16 protein-coding genes are annotated in these 17,620 nt (G+C 34.7%); 6 read left to right on the forward strand and 10 right to left on the reverse strand.

Annotation, left to right across the window (positions count from 1 at the left end; all coding sequences use genetic code 11):
• Positions 1 to 64 precede the first annotated feature (64 nt).
• Positions 65 to 2,524, forward strand: a complete 2,460-nt coding sequence (locus BKH43_RS01845; protein WP_095227938.1) for a heavy metal translocating P-type ATPase — start codon at positions 65 to 67, stop codon at positions 2,522 to 2,524.
• Between the two features lie 666 nt (positions 2,525 to 3,190).
• Here BKH43_RS01845 and BKH43_RS01850 read toward each other — a convergent pair.
• The 10 genes from BKH43_RS01850 to BKH43_RS01895 all read right to left on the reverse strand — a co-directional run bounded on the left by BKH43_RS01850 (position 3,191) and on the right by BKH43_RS01895 (position 13,392).
• Positions 3,191 to 3,427, reverse strand: a complete 237-nt coding sequence (locus BKH43_RS01850) for a type II toxin-antitoxin system mRNA interferase toxin, RelE/StbE family (protein ID WP_095227940.1) — start codon at positions 3,425 to 3,427, stop codon at positions 3,191 to 3,193.
• Positions 3,428 to 3,430: 3 nt separating this feature from the next.
• A complete protein-coding gene (locus BKH43_RS01855; protein WP_095227942.1) occupies positions 3,431 to 3,706 on the reverse strand; it encodes a hypothetical protein in 276 nt (91 codons plus the stop codon).
• 168 nt (positions 3,707 to 3,874) lie between these two features.
• Complete coding sequence (locus BKH43_RS01860; RefSeq protein ID WP_253248018.1) at positions 3,875 to 4,405, reverse strand: DUF3972 domain-containing protein; 531 nt, start codon at positions 4,403 to 4,405, stop codon at positions 3,875 to 3,877.
• Positions 4,398 to 4,916 carry a 5-(carboxyamino)imidazole ribonucleotide mutase gene (gene purE, locus BKH43_RS01865; protein WP_095227944.1) on the reverse strand — a complete coding sequence of 173 codons (519 nt, stop codon included), beginning with the start codon at positions 4,914 to 4,916 and terminating at the stop codon, positions 4,398 to 4,400. Before purE ends, BKH43_RS01860 begins: the two co-directional genes overlap by 8 nt.
• 62 nt (positions 4,917 to 4,978) lie before the next feature.
• Positions 4,979 to 6,208 carry an autotransporter outer membrane beta-barrel domain-containing protein gene (locus tag BKH43_RS01870; protein WP_095227946.1) on the reverse strand — a complete coding sequence of 410 codons (1,230 nt, stop codon included), beginning with the start codon at positions 6,206 to 6,208 and terminating at the stop codon, positions 4,979 to 4,981.
• Positions 6,209 to 6,396: 188 nt separating this feature from the next.
• Positions 6,397 to 8,613: a TonB-dependent receptor gene (locus tag BKH43_RS01875; RefSeq protein WP_095227948.1), complete on the reverse strand. Its 2,217-nt coding sequence runs from the start codon at positions 8,611 to 8,613 to the stop codon at positions 6,397 to 6,399.
• Between the two features lie 236 nt (positions 8,614 to 8,849).
• Positions 8,850 to 9,644 (reverse strand): class I SAM-dependent methyltransferase, encoded by a 795-nt coding sequence (locus BKH43_RS01880; RefSeq protein WP_172402287.1) that lies wholly within the window; start codon positions 9,642 to 9,644, stop codon positions 8,850 to 8,852.
• A 509-nt stretch (positions 9,645 to 10,153) separates the two neighbouring features.
• Positions 10,154 to 11,239 carry a glycosyltransferase family 10 gene (locus BKH43_RS01885; RefSeq protein ID WP_172402288.1) on the reverse strand — a complete coding sequence of 362 codons (1,086 nt, stop codon included), beginning with the start codon at positions 11,237 to 11,239 and terminating at the stop codon, positions 10,154 to 10,156.
• A 35-nt stretch (positions 11,240 to 11,274) separates the two neighbouring features.
• Entirely contained in the window at positions 11,275 to 11,877 is a 603-nt protein-coding gene (gene lpoB / locus BKH43_RS01890; protein ID WP_095227954.1) for a penicillin-binding protein activator LpoB, read from the reverse strand.
• Positions 11,878 to 13,392, reverse strand: coding sequence for a hypothetical protein (locus tag BKH43_RS01895; RefSeq protein ID WP_172402289.1), 1,515 nt, complete (start codon positions 13,390 to 13,392; stop codon positions 11,878 to 11,880). It abuts the gene before it with no gap.
• 79 nt (positions 13,393 to 13,471) lie between these two features.
• Between BKH43_RS01895 and BKH43_RS01900 the strand changes: the two genes are divergently transcribed.
• From BKH43_RS01900 to motB, 5 genes are all read left to right on the forward strand, one after another.
• Positions 13,472 to 14,500: a tetratricopeptide repeat protein gene (locus BKH43_RS01900; RefSeq protein WP_095227958.1), complete on the forward strand. Its 1,029-nt coding sequence runs from the start codon at positions 13,472 to 13,474 to the stop codon at positions 14,498 to 14,500.
• Between the two features lie 45 nt (positions 14,501 to 14,545).
• The gene (locus tag BKH43_RS01905; RefSeq protein WP_095227960.1) at positions 14,546 to 15,163 is read left to right on the forward strand and encodes an MBL fold metallo-hydrolase; all 618 of its coding nucleotides are present in this window, start codon (positions 14,546 to 14,548) and stop codon (positions 15,161 to 15,163) included.
• A gap of 11 nt (positions 15,164 to 15,174) precedes the next feature.
• The gene (locus BKH43_RS01910) at positions 15,175 to 15,954 is read left to right on the forward strand and encodes a HesA/MoeB/ThiF family protein (protein ID WP_095227962.1); all 780 of its coding nucleotides are present in this window, start codon (positions 15,175 to 15,177) and stop codon (positions 15,952 to 15,954) included.
• Positions 15,955 to 16,045: 91 nt separating this feature from the next.
• Positions 16,046 to 16,816, forward strand: a complete 771-nt coding sequence (gene motA / locus BKH43_RS01915; RefSeq protein ID WP_095227964.1) for a flagellar motor stator protein MotA — start codon at positions 16,046 to 16,048, stop codon at positions 16,814 to 16,816.
• An 18-nt stretch (positions 16,817 to 16,834) separates the two neighbouring features.
• Positions 16,835 to 17,611: a flagellar motor protein MotB gene (gene motB, locus BKH43_RS01920; protein ID WP_095227966.1), complete on the forward strand. Its 777-nt coding sequence runs from the start codon at positions 16,835 to 16,837 to the stop codon at positions 17,609 to 17,611.
• Positions 17,612 to 17,620 lie beyond the last annotated feature (9 nt).

Consider the following 17,620-nt stretch of genomic DNA (forward strand, 5'->3'; position numbering starts at 1 on the left):
AAAAAGATTTTAAGGCAACTTAGCTTAAAATTAAAAACTTTTTTACTATAAAGGCGCTTAAAACATGAAATGCGACCACTGCAAACTAGACTTTCCAGAAAACTCACTTCACAAGGTGGTAATAAACGGAAAAGAATGCCATTTTTGTTGTAATGGCTGTGAGTTTGTCTACAACCTTCTTCAAGATAACAACTTAGAATCTTTTTATGACAAACTTGGCTCAAAGACCTTAAAGCCAGTAAATAGAGAGGATGCTAAAGATAGTGTTTATGATTCTCCTAGCTTTTTAAAACGTTATGTAAAAACGCTTAGTCCGGATTTATATGAAGTAAGTTTTATCTTAGAAGATATTATGTGTGCTGCTTGTGTGTGGTTAAATGAGCAGTATCTTAGTGGGTTAGAAGGCATAAAGTCAGTTAATATAAACTATACAAACCATAAAGCAAAACTTACCTATGACCCAAATGTCATCACACTAAAACAGATAGTAAGAAGTATAAGAAACATAGGCTATAAGCCTATCTTTTTTGATAGCACTAATACTCCAAAACTAAGAAATGACTACGTAAGATTAGTAGTTGCAGTCTTTTGTGCTATGAATGTTATGTGGATAAATGTAGGACAATACATTGGCTTTTTTACTGGCATAGAACAAAATAGTCGTGATATCTTAAACTTTGCTAGCTTTATCCTGGGTAGCTTTTGCCTCTTTTTTAGTGGATCAAAGTTTTATAAAAATGCCTATTATGGGCTAAAAAGAAATATGATAGGTATGGACTTACTAGTTATAACTGGTACTACTATAGTCTATCTTTACTCCATTTATGCGTGGCTGTTTAGGCAGGGAGAGACCTACTTTGATAGCGTAAGTATGATAATCCTTTTTGTGCTTGGCTCAAAGTTTTTAGAAAGCCTAGCTAGTAAGTCTATGGGGGATTCTTTAGATAAGCTAACTTCGATACTTCCTAGCATTGCAAGAAAGGCTAATGGAGAAGAGATATCACCAGATCTAATACAAAAAGGTGATATGTTGATGCTTTTACCAGGAGACATCCTCCCAGTAGATGCCCTCTTAAGATCTCCTAGTGCAAGCTTTGATACCTCACTAGTCACTGGTGAAAGTTTGCCAGTTTCTTTAAAAGAAGGAGATGCCTTGCTTTCAGGCTATAACGCCCTAGATACTAATATATTCTATGAAGCAACCACTACTTTTCAAAACAGCAGTGCTTCAACCTTAGCTAAGATGCTAGAAAGCTCTCAGTTTAAAAGACCGCGCATTGCTAACTTTGCTTTGCGATTTAGCGGTATGTTTTCTAAGATCGTTTTAACTTTGGCTGCGATTTCTTTTTGTATCTACTTTTTCTTGATGAAAGATGGTTTTAATCATAGCCTGCTAATAGCAGTAAGTGTTATCATCATAGCCTGTCCTTGTGCCCTAGCTCTTGCTACGCCAATTGCTGCAGTAGTGGGGTTAAATCTAGGCTTTAAACATAAGATTTTATTTACTGAAGCAAGTTTCTTAGAGACCTTAGCAAAAGTCACTCACGTAGTTTTTGATAAAACAGGTACCTTAACTAATGGCAAGCCAAAAGTTATAGAATCTATCTTTAATGAAGACTTAAAAGATAAGGTAGATAAGAGTATTTTAAAAAATATTTTACATCACAACACACATCTAGTTTCTCAAACTGTTTATGATTTTTTAAGTGATGATAGCGAAGTTTTAAACGCTAAAGATACTAAAGCAGTAGATGAGTTTGATATAAAGTATGTTGCAGGCAAGGGCTTTTATGCGAGCAATGATAGGTTTAATTTTGCTTGTGGAAGCGATATTTTTATGAACGATCTTGGTTTAGAGCTAGAAAATAAAACTTCATCTATCACTTTTAATATGGCATTAAAAGAAGGTGATAGATACGTGCTATGTGCTAGATTTTTCTTACTTGATACTTTAAAGGGCAATGCAAAAGAGCTTATAGACTATCTTAAAGCAAACCATAAAACCTGCATACTTTTAAGTGGAGATAGACTAGAGGTTGCAAAAGATATAGCTAGCAAAGTTGGCATAGATGAAGTTTTTAGCAACCAAACACCTATTAGCAAAGCTAGCTTTGTAAAAAAACTAGTAGATGAGGGCAACATAGTATCCATGATAGGTGATGGACTAAATGACGCCCTTGCTTTAAGTTATGCCCACGTTGGAATCTCCATGGGCAGTGGGGCACAAACTTCCATTAAAGAATCTAAAGTCATAATCCTTGATGATAGTTTAAAAACTTTACGCAAGGCTTTTATGATAGCTAAAGCCAGTATAGGAAAGATTAAAGAAAACCTCATCATGTCTTTAGTTTATAACGTTATAGCCTTACCAGTAGCAGTCTTAGGCTTTGTTATACCACTTTTTGCAGCTCTTTTTATGAGTATAAGTTCTATGAGTGTAGTTTTAAACTCTTTAAGGCTTAATAATATTTTTAAAAAAGAAGAAAGATTAGAGGCTAAGCAAAAAGCTAAAAGCGAGAGTTAAGTCTTTTAAGACTATGCTAGTTTTGTAAAAAAAGTTAGATTCCATCGTTTTATATAGGTAGTATTATTTTTTCTTGTAATCTTTGCAATCTATCATTGCAAAGAGCATATAAAACGCCCTGTGATAAGTCTAGTGTGTTAGAAGTACTTAAGTTTTTTTATTGTCAACATCTACTTTTTAAAAATCTTTGTCTTTTGGCAAGGGGGATAAGGGGACCTATCTTAAACTAGGCAGTCTACTTATCCCCTTAGTTTTTATTTTATAAAATATTGCTTAGTAGTCCTTTTCCGCACGCTTGTTTTTACTACGTAAAAACAAAAGGCTATATATGAAAATTGCTATGTCGCAATCACAATATAAAAATTATAAACTTAATAGGGATACAAACTATTTTTATAAAATGTGCCCGTTAGCTTGCTTTGTTTCGTGCTGACAAAAATCACAAGAAAAGCAAGCAGTAGTGTTGAATGCATGATTTTTACTAAAAACAAATATGTGCCAAAGCCCTCCCCCTTAGCTCACGCTAAAAAACACTTTTTTTAAAGGCTTGTGGAGAGTTAGGTGGGGTAAACCCCTTTTTCGAGAAAACTTCATTTTCCAGGAAGCTTACGCTTTGGTTAAAAAAATATATAAATAATAAGCAATATGAAAAAGAAAGTGTTGGAATTATAAGATTAGCTCCCTTTTACTTCTTTTGTAGATAATTGCTAAATCGCCATACACGTGACAATCTCGAAAGCCTTTTAACTCTCCAGTTAATGGATGGTCTTTTAATCTTTTATTTAAAACTTCATCACACAAAAGTGAATGCACTACTTGTTCAGTAGATTCTATATCCCAGTTTTGTTTGATAACTAGTTTTAAATCTTTTACATATGTGTTTTGGATGATTAGCTCTCGCATTAATTAATTTTCTTTATGTAGTTCTAAATGCAAATTTTCTACTAGCTCACTATGATTTTTATACTGTGTTGGTTTTGAATTTAGAATGGAATTTATAGTGTCATCTGTTGGAGTATTAAGCTTAAAAATTAAAGCGTCTCTTATGGCTTTTTCTTTTTCTAAGTAGTTTTGAATTTTTTTCTCTGCCATAGCTTTTTTGCTCTCTAGCTTCTTGATTGTTTTTCTTACTTGCATTAAGTCATTGTGAAGTTTTCTATAGCTGTACTTTTCTAGTTGCATGGTCTTTTCTCCCCTTTCTTTTTATAAGCTATAAAGAGCTAGCCAACATTGTAAAAAGAGCAATATTGCCTATAATATAATCCTTTTTAACACTAAATCGATATGCCTATAACACAAGACTAGAAGAAAAAAAAGATAATAAGATAGCCTCTAGCTTGAGTGCATAAACTACTTAGTAGAGTTGCTAATCTTCCCCCACATAAGTTTATACTTACGCTTCATAAACTCTACTTCTTCATTTGCCTTTTTAAGCTCCTCCCTTAAAAGCTCTAAGGTCTTTTTATCATCATCATAGATATCTTGCATAGAGATTAAGCCTTCTTTTAAAAACTCATTCTCAGACTTGACTGCAGCTATAGTTTCATCTTTAGCGCTTATGACTTTTTCATGCAAACTTAAGATAGTTGAGATAGTTTTTTCAACAAAGATAGGATCAAGAGAGGTTCCACTTACATCAAGATTAACCAAAGTGCTTTCAACACCCTTTATTAAAGCGCTAGTTCCACTACTAACATCTATATAAACTAGACCATCTTCTTCCTTGCTATTAAGGTCACCTTGTTTTATAAGGGTGCTAATTTGTTCTACACTAAAGCCAGAAAGTTTTATAAACTCATCTACTATCATCCATGTTTTAATACTTTCATCTTCAAGCAGTGCTTTTTTAGATTGGGTATTATTTAAGTCTACTTTATCCACGATCTTGTCTTAATTTTTTAAGTTCTAAGTCTAACTCTTTAGAATCTATCTCTAAAGCCTTAGCTTTTTCTTCCCTATCTTTTAAAAGTTTAGATTCTAAGTCTTTATCTTTTAAAGCTAGGATTTGCATAGCTAGGTAAGCGGCATTTATAGCCCCTGCTTTGCCTAGGCTTACAGTTGCTACTGGCATAGTTTTTGGCATCTGAACGCTACTTAAGAGAGCATCTAGGCCATCTAGTGCACCACCACCTAAGGGCACAGCTATAACTGGTTTGCAAGTATGTGCAGCTAAAAAACCTGCTAAGTGGGCTGCCATACCAGCTGCACCTATAAAAACTTCTACCCCTCTACTTAAGGCATCTTGAACATGATCATAAGTCCTTTTTGGAGTTCTATGCGCTGAAGAGATTAAGATCTCATTTCTAACACCAAAACTATCTAAAACTTTAATGCACTCTTGCATAACCTGCCAGTCTGTTTTACTGCCTATTATCACTGATACAAACGACATGCTCTTCCTTATTTGTTAATGCTTAATTTTACAACATTTTTAGATTCTAAGTCTTTAGAGCTTTAAAATCTTAAAAGATATTTTAACCCTAGATAGTTTGCCCTATAGTCTGACTTCACAGAAAAAATATACTCTAAAAATAAACTAGAGGTTTTAAGAAAGCTAAACTTGATATTAGCCCCTGTGTTAAAGCCAAAGCTTGGGCGCTCTAAAGTCTGAGATGTAAAAACAAGATTAGTATTTATAAATCTAGCAGAGTTACTAACCCTATCAGCTAAAGTGTCATAACCTATCTCACCTAAGAGGCCAAAGGTGAAGTGTTTGATTGAGTACTTATAAGTTGAGCCTAGATTTAAGCTTAGACTTTGAGTAAAGTTTGCATCAACACTTAAAGCTCCAAATCCTCCTTTTTCATTATAAGGACTTTCTATTAAAGCTAGGTAGTTTAAGCTTACATAGGGCATAAAGCCTAGTATGCTATAGCCTAGTTTTAAGGTCGCATCTAGTTGGTTTGCTAGTCTGTTTGAAGTTATGTACTGATTTAAAAAAGTGATATCCCTAGTAGTATATGCATCATGCAAGGAGTAGCCAAGTATGGCTTGAAAAAAGATTCTTTTAAACTCTCTTAAAGTATAAAGCTTTAAAGAGTAACTATCTAGCATAAGAGTATTATTAAGCCCATTAGTATTTGCTAGCTCAGTTCTAGTATAAGCTAGCAAACTACCAAAGATCATCCCGCTAGTAAAACGCTTATTAAACCCTAAAGTTATACCATAAGAGTTAGAACTAAAGCCACTTATACCTGCTTGTGTATCCTTAGTGGCATTTCTAAAGATAGGTTGAAGGTAAATGTTATAAGTTCTAGGGAAAGCTTGAAGCTCTTTATCTTTTAGGCTTCTATAAAAACTATACATATTAGAATCTATTATTTTATTTTCTATATTACTTATGCCTAAGACACTTGTTAAAAGCTCATTACTACCTCCACTTGGCAAGAGGGAAGAAAGAACTTGCTTTTGAGTAGAAGCATCTTTCATGCTTAGTGGACTTAATGCATTAATTAATGCATTAGGGGCTGTACTACTTAGTCTTGAAACTAGTCCTTCTAGTGCATAAACCTCATCACGACTAGAAAAAAGTGCCTTATTAAAACTAAGGCCAGAGCTAGTAGTAGAGCTCATATCACTACTTACACCAGCTGGGTTTATAGAATCATCTTGTGCTTGCAAGGCTTTACTTGCTAAGAGTAAAAAAAATAACGCAAAAGTTAAGATTCTAAGTGTTTGTTTCATTAAGTGCCTTATATTACTAGTCTTTACTCCCTAGTTTTAGGGAGTTTGGGAGAAAAAGGAAGCATTATATAAGAAATACTATGCTTTATAAGAAGTAGTAATACTAAGATACATTTTTATAACATAAAAAGCAAGACTAAGGCTTGCTTAAAGCCTAGTTATAAAAGCTTTGGTTGCTTATAACTTGACTATATTTTATAGCGAGCTTGCAAGTAGTAACTAATACCTGCTACTTGATAGTAGTCATAGTAGCGATTATTAGTTGCATTTAAGATACTTCCACTTATATCAATACCACTTTTAAACACGTAACCTAGCTTTAGATTTAACCTAAACTGAGGATCATACTGACCAAAAGTACCAAAATTTATAGGTGAGTTTATGGCATCTGCATAAGCAGCTGAAGCATAGCTTCCTTCTATGCTTCCATAAGCCCCTTTAGCCTTACCATAAGTTAGTCCAAAGTTTGCCATATGCTCAGGAGTGGAAGGTAGCTGCTTGCCTATAGTTTTTGGATTAGCTGGATTGCTTATGATTCTTGCTAGGGTTAAAGTATAGTTAGCATAAAAACTAAGGCTATCATAGATAGGCACAGTAGTAGCAAGCTCTACTCCATTTATACGGCCATAGCCTGCATTTTTTTGTTCATATGGCGTAGCTTCTTTACCATTACCCTGCCTATAGATCATATTAGTAAGCTCTGTTTGATAGTAGTAGGCTTTAAAGGCGATATATTGTGTATTAAGCTCAGCTCCTATCTCACCACTTACACCAACTTCTGGTTTTAAGTTTGGATTAACATTCCAAAACTGCCCAAAAGAGATTCTATATTTTTCCCTAATAGTAGGCATACGATAGCCTAAGCCTAAGGCTGCTTTAAAACTTAAAAAATCAAATGGTTTATAGTTTATACTTGCTTTTGGGCTAGGGATATTAGTAGCTTTTGGACTTAAATCAATGTTAGTCTTACCTGCTATTGGGCCTTTTAGGTAGTTAGCAAAATCTTGCCAGTAGTCATATCTAAAACCCAGCGTTGAGCTTAAAGTATCACTCCAAGAGGCATTCCAGTCTACATAGGCACTACCAACTAGTGCCATACCGCCATAAGCTTGAGGGTTGCCATTATACTTTCTAACCTTCCAGTTACTAGCTGTAAAATTTAGCTGATCGTAGTTTAGATAGCGTCCTTGAAGGGCAACTGTGATGGAGTGGGCATCATTAATCTTATAGTCATAAAGGATATCAAGATAATTACTTGAAGTATAGATATCTTGAGAGTAGCCAGGTCCTCCACCGAAGCTAACCTTAGTAGCATCTTGAGTTGCTGGATCAAGCCAGTAACTATCAAGATTAACACTACTTAAAGCTACTTTCAAACTAGCATTATCCCAAAAGTAGGTATAGCTTAGACTTGCTATATAATGAGTATAACGCCCATGACCTTCATAACCTGTGCCTATGAAAGGATTTATAGTAGTGCCACCATTAGTTTGGGGACCAAACTTACCAGTAAAAACTGGCAAGCCACTAGAATCTCTTAAAAAAGTAAGTGGATCTACAAAGGTGTAATCATGACTTGAAATACTAAACATGGACTTTATAGAGTAGTTATCGCTATCATAGTTTGCTTTAACTCTTACATCAAAAGTCCTATACTCCCTCCTTCCTGCATCTCCTGCTATAGTCTGTCCACTTTTATCTACAAAATAGCCATGTACCTCATTTGGAGTGCCTGTAGTAAAAGCTGGCACACTAGGATAACCTTCAGTAGTAGTTAGCCCACCACTAATCTTTACTTTTAGTCTTTTATCAAAAAATGCATTACCTAGTTCGAAGTAAGCACGCATCAAGTTTAAATCAGCACTCCTATCCTTAAACTCATTGCCATAACCTACTATTACTTGCGTAGTTAACTTATCAGGCATAGAAGTTATAAAGTTTATAACCCCACCTATGGCACTAGTTCCATAAAGACTAGAAAATGCCCCACGTGCTACTTCAACCCTTTCTACATCATAAAGAGAGATCTGATTTAAGATTCTATTCTCCCCTTCAAGATCACTTAAGATAACTCCATCAAGCATTATCAAAGTGCCATAGTTTATGCCTCTTATCCTTATACTTGGGCGTGGGTTAAAGCCAGCATCATTATTAACATGAACTCCTTCTAAGCGTCTTACATAATCTGCTACTTTTTGATTATCAGTTTTTTTCATCTCTTGAGCAGTGACTATGCTTACATTGCCTGGAACTTTAGATATAGGAGTAGCAAGCAGGCTTCCTGTGCTTACTATATCATCAAGTTTAACTGTCTTAGCCTCATTTGCATATGCACTTCCTACAAAACTAACCACCCCTGTTATTAACATACTTAAAGTAAAGCTGCCTTTAATGTGTTTTTTCATTTTATCCCTTAAAAAATATAAACTTAGATCTATCAAATCTAGCAATAAATGAAATTAGAACTACTCCTTGTAAGTCTTTCTAATCTACCCTCTTTTTAACTACCTTCTTTTTTTCTATCTAAAGCCATCTTATAACTTATAACGGGCTTGTAAGATCCTGTAGTTACTACGTATTTAAGTATGTGTATTTTCATCTTTAAATCTTATATTTTGTGGCTTAGTGATTGTTTGATGGCTTATTTGGTAACTTTAATCATAAAAGGAAGGCTAAAGTCATAAGTTAAAAGCTCTAAGTCATCATAGATCCTTCTAGCTATATCTTCATCTACCATAACCCTTAAGCCCTTATCTTGAAAAAACTGCTTATCCCACTGTGGTCTTTTGTAGTAACTAAAAAATAATCCCCTAGCTATATCTTCCATTATCCTAGTATCTACTCCATCTTTTGTCTTAGTCATGTGATTTTCCAAGCCAAGACTTTCAAGTTTTGCTTTAGTTGCTTCATACTTTTGTTTTTGTTCTTCATCACTTAAGTGAAGATACCAGTTTCCATCAAAGACTAAAAGCGTACCTCCTTTTTTAAGCACACGCAACCACTCTTCATAAGCCTTTGGAGGATTAGGTAGATTCCAAGTTAGATTACGACTTATAACTAGATCAAAACTTTCATCTTTAAAGTCTAGATTTTGAGCATCCATCTTAAAAAACTCTGGCTTATTATCACTTAGGTAATCCTCCGTATTAACCCTAGCTCTTTGCAACATATCATCGCTATAATCAACTGAAGTTACCTTACAACCAAGCTTGCATAAAAGTATGCTAAAAAATCCCGGCCCACACCCACAATCTAGTACTTTCATACCTTCTTTTATAGGAACATTAGCCTTTATAAGTTCTTCCCAAGCTTGAAACTTAAAGCCTTGAAGCTCTTTGTTGTTTAAATCAGAATAGCTTTGTGATCTAGCGTTCCAATAGTTTTTTATATCTTCTAAGGTCTTGTTTTGTGGTTTTTTAATATTAGCTGTGCTCAATATGTACCCTTTCTATTTATAAATTAAAAATAAGTATCATAATAGCATGCAAAATAATAAAATTTAATAAAATGTAAATACTTTTTTGATAAAAATTGACATTTCAAAGTATGCTAGAAGCATGACACATAACAAAGCGATTTGATATTTTAGTGCTTACTAGGAGTGCTTAATAAGCTTAAAGTAAAGTAAACTTAATACTAAAAAGCCTTTTATCTTCACCAAAGCCTACTTTGCTTGTGGCTTATAGAATCTACTTTTTAAAAACTTAGCTTATTTGTAGTTTTTTTAATAAAGAGATAAAACTATTATTTTTTAGTAAAGAAAAACATCCTAGCAGTATCGCGCACAAAGGATGAATATAATAAGTGACACAAAAAAATCTAAATTAAAGAAAGATAGAGCTTAGATTCTATAAATTAAGTTTAAGAGCTTATAAAGTAACGTAGCTAGATTTATTAGTAAGTTATTAGGTTTTAAAACATCAAGCTATTTTTTAGATAAGTCCTCTATCCTTGCTTATTTCGCCTTTTAATTATCTTTTGGGCTAGTCTATAGCGTGCTTCCCTACGCTTAGCTTTGTTTATAATAAAAAAAGTCCCATACTTTGCTAGTTTTGGTATACCTAGATAGTTACTATTAGCATCTCTTCCAAAGTGTTTATCTTTGTGATAGATCTCACCTTCTTCTATAAGATGCTTTAAAAAACTTGCAAGTTTTTCTATATCAAAGTCACCTTCAAACTTCCCATTATTCAAAGGACTAGAACGCAGCATTTTTAGATAAAGGCTATCATCACTATCAAGCTTTTTAATGTACTCAAGGGCAGATTCTAAGTTAGCAAAGTCATTTAGGTTAATAAAACTTTCTTGATTAAAATCTAATCTAGCATCACTTGCCCCCCAGTAAACTGGCACACTACCAGCCAAAAAAGCATCCATGATCTTTTCAGTAACATAGCCTTTATGTGAAGAGTTTTCTATAGCTAAAGAAAACTTATACTCACTTTGAAAAGCTATCTTATCTTTTACTGGTCCACCTATATTATTAGCAGCCCTTCCTCCACTATCTACTTGTTTATATTGACTAAAGCCTCTTAAAGTATCTAGGCGCATAGATTCCATATTAAAATCATTAGAAAAAACTATGTTGCAAAACTTGCGATTTAGCATAGTTTTATCATCACGCAAGCGTAAAGTTGAGTACTTATTACGACTTAGGTCTTCAAATCCCTGCCAGATATAATGAGGCATCCTTAAGTGCCTATCCATATAGCTTAAGTGTTCAAAGCTTAAAGCATAGTCATAGGCGTTAAAGTTTGGGCAGATATTCTCCCCTATATAAATGACACGTTTACACTTATACTCTAATGCCCTAGAGCCAAAGACTGAGCAAAAAACCACTTCTGGATTACTCTCGTCATAGACTAACTCATAGTTATATCTTAGGGCATGGGCTATTAGATTACGCTCTTTATCAAAAGTCTCCCAAAAGTCTACAAATGCAACCCTAAGTTCTCTTTTTAAAGCCTTACTTTGTGAAGGTATATCACCTTTTAGTCCTAGCTTAGATTCAAATACCTCATAAAAATTCATCATCTACCTTTTTAATTTACAAGCTAGCTTCTAATCTACCAAGCTACATCTTTAGAGCCTGTAACTTTTATGATATGACTATCATCATCCCACACTACAAGTCCAGTTTTTAGGTCTGTTAAAACTAGGATAAATGAATAATCTATCCTTTGTTTTCTACCAACTGCTGTGTTTTTTTGCACTATCTTGCCAGAGAGAGAAAGATCAGGTGCTATAAGGTTTCCTTCTTCTATGGTAGTTTTTTGATTAACCTCTTTATCATCTCTAAGCTTTCTAGCCCTACTTATCATATCATCAGTCATACCGCCACTTCCACTTATGGCTGAAGTTAGTTGAAACTTACCAGTATTTCTCATAGCGCGCGCTATCTTTAAGGTTAGGTCTTGAGTATTTACTCTTTGCATAGTGTCATTTATAACATCTGATATAGCCAAAATCTTTGGTTTGCCGCTTAGATTTTGTACATAGCTGCTATCAAGCAAATTTTGTACACTCTTTCTAGCTGTGCTTTCTATGTCATGAAAGTCTATACCTACACTTGTAAGCTCCTTAGAATCTGCGTTATTTAGATAGGTCACTTGGTTACTACAGCCTGCTATGAAGAGGGCAAAAAGTGCTATATAAAGTAGTTTTTTCATTTAATCTCCTTTGATGATAAAGTGGTTTGTGATGTGATTTTTAGCCCTTATATAGACTATATTGTCAGTTTTAGAACATAGATTTAAAGTATCGCTTTTTTTAGCTTTAAAGTTGTTTATAAGTATCTTATTTTTTTCTCCTTGCTTTAAGGACTTAAAGTTTTTAAAGTTTTTATCTAAAGATACATCACTAGGGCACTTACTAGCATCATCTATAAAGTGAAGTTTTAGTAATAAGATTCCATCTCCTGTGATATTTGCATCGCTACTTTTAAAGTTGCTATTTAAAATTCTTGCAACTAAAGTTCTATTAGGCAAGAAAGTACTAGATCTTGTATCAGCGCTTGCACTTGCTTGAAAGGCTATAGTAGCAAGGCTTCCAGCTATACTTAAAAGTGGTATATTTTGATTATTACCCACTATTTGCATGCTTTGAGTGATGGCAAGCTTTGATATAGTACTTATCATAGCCCTAGTTATGATTAAAGGAAGTTGCTTTTTAAACTCGCTTATAAAAAGTGAGCTAAGATTGGTTATAACTTCTATATTTCTATCTCCTATCTTATAGTTTGAAAAAGCATTTTTCCCATCCCTTCCTTGCAAGGTTGGTAAAACAAAACTAACTCCTACAAGTCCACCTGGAGTAAACAAAAGTGGCGAGATAGAAAGACTAGCCTTTCTAACTATATCTCCATCATCGATAATAACCCATGTATAACGCTTTATTTTTCCATTTCGCCTATCTTCTAAAAGCTGCATATCATCTAAGATAACCCCAGACTTTGTTATCCCATAAGCTTCTTTTAGCAAGTCTATAGACTTTGAGTAGTCTCCATCAAGCAAGAAAAAAAGCCCTGATAGATAGGATATGCTTGGATTGATAAGATTCTTATAAACTTCAAAACCAAAAATATTGCTATAGTCTTTATTTATGATACTAACTATCTCTTTATCTCTAGTGCTAGGTGTTATGGTATCTTGCTTATCTTTTTTTTGTTCTTTTTGAAGCTGTTTAAGCTGGGCTTTTCTTATCTCTTTAGCATAGTAGTCACTTGCCATCCTTTGTCTATCATTAGCCCTATTAAACTCAACCCTAGCATCAGCATAATCACCTAGCTGTACAAAAGATAAGGCCTTATAAAGATTAAGTAAAGAGCCTTCAAAAAAGTAGCCAGTATATGGGATGGCTAGGTCATTAGTTAAAGTTGCACCTACATTTTCTAAAGCTCCAACAAAAAAACCACTTTTTACCCTTGCATTAAATAGCTCCTCTGCCCTATCAAGTGTAGGTATACTGTAATAGCCTCCCCCCCATGAAAAGTCTAAGTATCCTTCTTGCATAGTCCAAAGCAGTGCATCAGTCTTATCTTTTTCTGCACTTAGTGTTTTCTTATAAGCAGTCTGAAAGTTGTTTGCATCATAAGCGTTATTAATATAAGCAGAGTGTATATCACAGGCTATAAAAAATAATGCTACAAATGCACTCAAAAAAATCGAGCGTAAAGACAGGTGCAAACTTTTCCTTTATTTATATAACTTAAACAAGAGTTGAAATTGATATTATAATTAACTAACCAGTATTTTAAGGATATTTATGAGGCTTATTTTGGCTGTGATGATTTTTATCGGAGTTGCTTATCCACTAACTTATAAAGATGCATATGATACTTATAAAGAAGGTAGGGTTTCTATAGCACTTGGAATGTTTGATGCACTGTGTAGTGGTGGAGATATGACAGCTTGCTTTAGTGCTGGAATCTTTTTTAGTGGGCAACATGGGATAGCAAGAGATGAAGCAAAGATGCAAAGCTACTATCAAAAAGCTTGTAATGGCGGTATAGCTCAAGCTTGTAATAACCTAGGAGCAGAGTTTCAAAGTCAAGGTGGCAATGAAAAAGAGGCTAAAGCTAGAGAAAAAGCCCTAGCCAAAGAAAGCAAGAGAGTAGAAAAAGAGCAAAAAAAACTAGCTGCTTTAAGGGAAAAGGAGCTAAAAAGTGGTGGTTTTTCACCTAGTTTTAACCCTAATCTTTCTTCTAATCTTGAAGGACAACAAGGCCTTCTTCAAGGCTCTCAAGATTTACAAAATCCTAACGCACAAGCCTTTAATCAAAATCCTCAAAATGCCCACAACAACCAAAACCCAAACTTCTACAGTCCAAGAAACTATGAAGAAAGTAGACTTAAAGCTCCTTATGCTATGAATGAAGGCTATGCAGGCTACTTTAGAGCTTGTAATCTAGGCAACTATGAAGCTTGCAATAACCTAGCTTTAAGCTATCAAAACGGAAGTTTGGGCTTACAGGCTAATGAAACTACAGCCACTATGCTATTTTACAGGGCTTGTCAAGGTGGCTTTATGGAATCTTGCTTTTATCTAGCTAATGCTTACTACTTTGGGAAGGGCGTAGGTCAAAGCTATGAAAACGCTTCTAGGCTTTATGATCTAGCCTGTGATAACAACGTAGCTAACTCTTGCCTAAATGCTGGAGTTATATATGAAAGCGGGCAAGCAGGAGTGCAAGATCTAAGCAAAGCACTTGATTTATACACTAAGGCTTGTCAATTAGGTAGTGCACAAGGTTGTAAATATCTTTCAGATTTAGCTAAGCGATACAAAAATTAATGTGTTAGAATCCAAACTGCAACAAAACCGAGGAGTTTTAAAACTATGGAGATCTTAAAGCAAGCTTTTGGAAGATGTGAGACAAACTGCTACATAGCAAAAACTAATGGCGTTACTTTTATCATAGATCCAGGAGAAGGTTCAGCTAAATGGGTCTTAGAAAATGCTAGTGATGCTGATGCGATCTTAGTAACTCACGGTCACTTTGATCACATATGGGATTTATACTTGTTAAAAGAGGCCTTTAAGAAAATAGGCAAAGATATAAAAATCTACTGCCCTAAAGAAGATGCTTTTATGTTAGAACGTGATGGTTTTAACCTAGGACTTACTCCTTGCAAACCAGATATTTTAATAGAAGGCAAAAAAGGTGTTACCACTTTAGATATCAAAGGAGTAAAGGTTAGATTCCACCACTTCCCAGGTCATACTCCAGGCTGTTCTATGATAGAGATAGATGGAGTATTTTTTAGTGGTGATTTCATCTTTAAAAGAAGTATAGGAAGGTATGACTTTGACTTTTCTAATCCACAAGATATGAAAGAATCGCTAAAACGTTTTCAAGATATGCACCAAGATGGCAAGATATATCCAGGGCATGGAGAAAGCACTAGCATTAATGATGAACACGCTAGTGTAAGCATCTGGCTAAATAGAATGTAAAGGTAGGATGAATGGGTTTAAACGCAGAGCAAAAGGAGAGATATCTTAGACATTTAATGTTAGAAGATGTTGGGGAAGCTGGACAAGAAAAACTTAGTCAAGCTAAAGTGTTAGTTATAGGTGCTGGAGGACTAGGCTCTCCAGTCTTGCTCTATCTAGCAGCAGCAGGTATAGGTAATATAGGCGTACTAGACTTTGATAAAGTAGATATTAGTAACCTTCAAAGACAGGTTATACATAGAACACAAGATATAAACGTCCCAAAAGTAGAATCTGCTAAAGCTAAAATGAACGCACTTAATCCAGAAGTAAAAGTTGATACTTATCAAATGAAGCTAGATTCAAAAAATGCCTTAGAACTTTTTAGTAAGTATGACTTTATAATAGATGCAACTGATAACTTTGCGGGGAAATTTTTGATTAATGATGCTAGTTTTTTAGCTAAAAAACCTCTAAGCCACGCTGGCGTTTTAAAGTACAGAGGTCAGGCTATGACTATCTTACCAGGAGAGAGTGCTTGCTTTGCTTGTGCCTTTGATGCCCCTCCTCCAGTTGAATTAAACAGCTACTTTAAAGCAGGTCTTTTTGGTGTGTGTCCAGGGATCTTAGGCTGTATACAAGCTAGTGAAGCTATAAAATATTTTCTAGGTATTGGCGATTTATTACTTAACACTCTTTTAACTGCTGATTTAAAAAGCATGGAGTTTAGAAGAGTAGCGGTAAAAAAAGATCCTAACTGTAGGGTCTGTGGGAAAGAAGGCTTAAAAGAGCTAAAAGATTATCAATCTTAAGAAGGCTTGCAAAACAAACCAAAAACTTTTGCAAGCTTAAAATTCTTGCTTGATTAATATAAAATAAATCTTACTAATATAAGGCATTGTTATGGATCTATCTACTATCCTTGGTATCATTTTAGCGCTAGTTAGTCTCTCTGTTGGAGACATTTTAGAAGGTGGTAATCCTATACACATCCTCCATCTAAGCTCTATATTGATAGTCATACCAACAGCAGCCTTTTCTGCTATGACAGCAACCCATATGAGATATGTAAAAGGGGCTTTTAAAGAGTTAAAGATAATCTTTGTAAATCCTAAAGTAAATATTAATGCCACTATTAGACAAATGGTTGAGTTTAGTACTGAAGCTAGGAAAAATGGCCTTTTAACTCTAGAAGCAAGAGTAGCCCAACTTGAAGATGACTTTGCAAGACAGGCCATGTCTATGATAATAGATGGTAGAGAAGCAAAAGATGTAAGAGAAGATATGGAAGTACAAATCGAAGAAATCGAAGACTACTACCACGGCTCAGCCCACTACTGGGCATTAATGGGAGAATCTTGTCCAACCTTTGGTCTTGTTGGAGCTGTTATGGGACTTATGCTTGCTTTACAGCTTTTAGATAACCCAGCTGAGATGGCAGCTGGGATAGCTTCAGCCTTTACTGCTACAGTTACTGGTATAGTAGGTTCTTATGCCCTTTTTGGTCCTTGGGGTGCAAAACTAAAAGCTAAGTCTAATGACATAGTAAAAGAAAAAAGAGTTATCCTAGAAGCAGTCATAGGTATAGCTAATGGAGATAATCCAAGGAATCTAGAAGCAAGGCTTTTAGGATTTTTAAGTCCTAATGAACCTAAAATATCTCAGTTTGACTAGTAAGCAAGGAAAGATCTAATGGCAAGAAAGAAAAAGAAAACAGAATGTCCTATGGGTGAGAAGTGGGCAGTGCCTTATGCTGACTTTTTATCTTTGCTTTTAGCACTTTTTATCGCCCTTTATGCCATCTCTGCTACTAATACAGAAAAAGTAAAGGCCTTAAAGACTGAGTTTATAAAAATCTTTGACTTTGCACCAAAACCAGAATCTGCCCAACCAGTTATAATCACTCCTCAAAGCTCAGGCCACGTTACTAATAGAACAGATTCTACCCGCGTAACAAAGACAGATAAGCTAAACACTTCAGTAAACTATGTCTCTATAACCCAGCTAAGCAACCTCATACAAGATGGCGGGCTTTTAGAGCAGATGGAAAAAGGGATAGTGTTAAGATTACCAAGTGATATATTATTCATGCCAGATAGTGCTAAGTTAATAGATTCTGATAGACAAACAGAACTAAAGCTTTTAGGTAGTTTGATAGCAAAGTTTCCAAAAGAAGTACAGATTAATGTAAGAGGTTACACAGATGACTCTCCATTAAAGACTTTTAGTAATCATTATGAACTTGCTAGCAAAAGAGCTTATAATGTTATGGAGTATTTGATATCTGAAGGGGTTGATCCTAGGCAGCTTTCTTATACATCTTATGGAAAGTATCATCCTATACTTCCTAACAATAGTGATGTTAATAGGAATGCTAACAATAGAGTTGAGATATACTTTTCAACCTCAAGAGACGCAGTAAACGAAGTTAAGGGCATCTTAGATACCCACTCTTCTAACCAGCATTAAATAGGAGAA

The organism is Helicobacter sp. 13S00401-1, from assembly GCF_002272925.1.
Classification (GTDB): Bacteria; Campylobacterota; Campylobacteria; order Campylobacterales; family Helicobacteraceae; genus Helicobacter_I.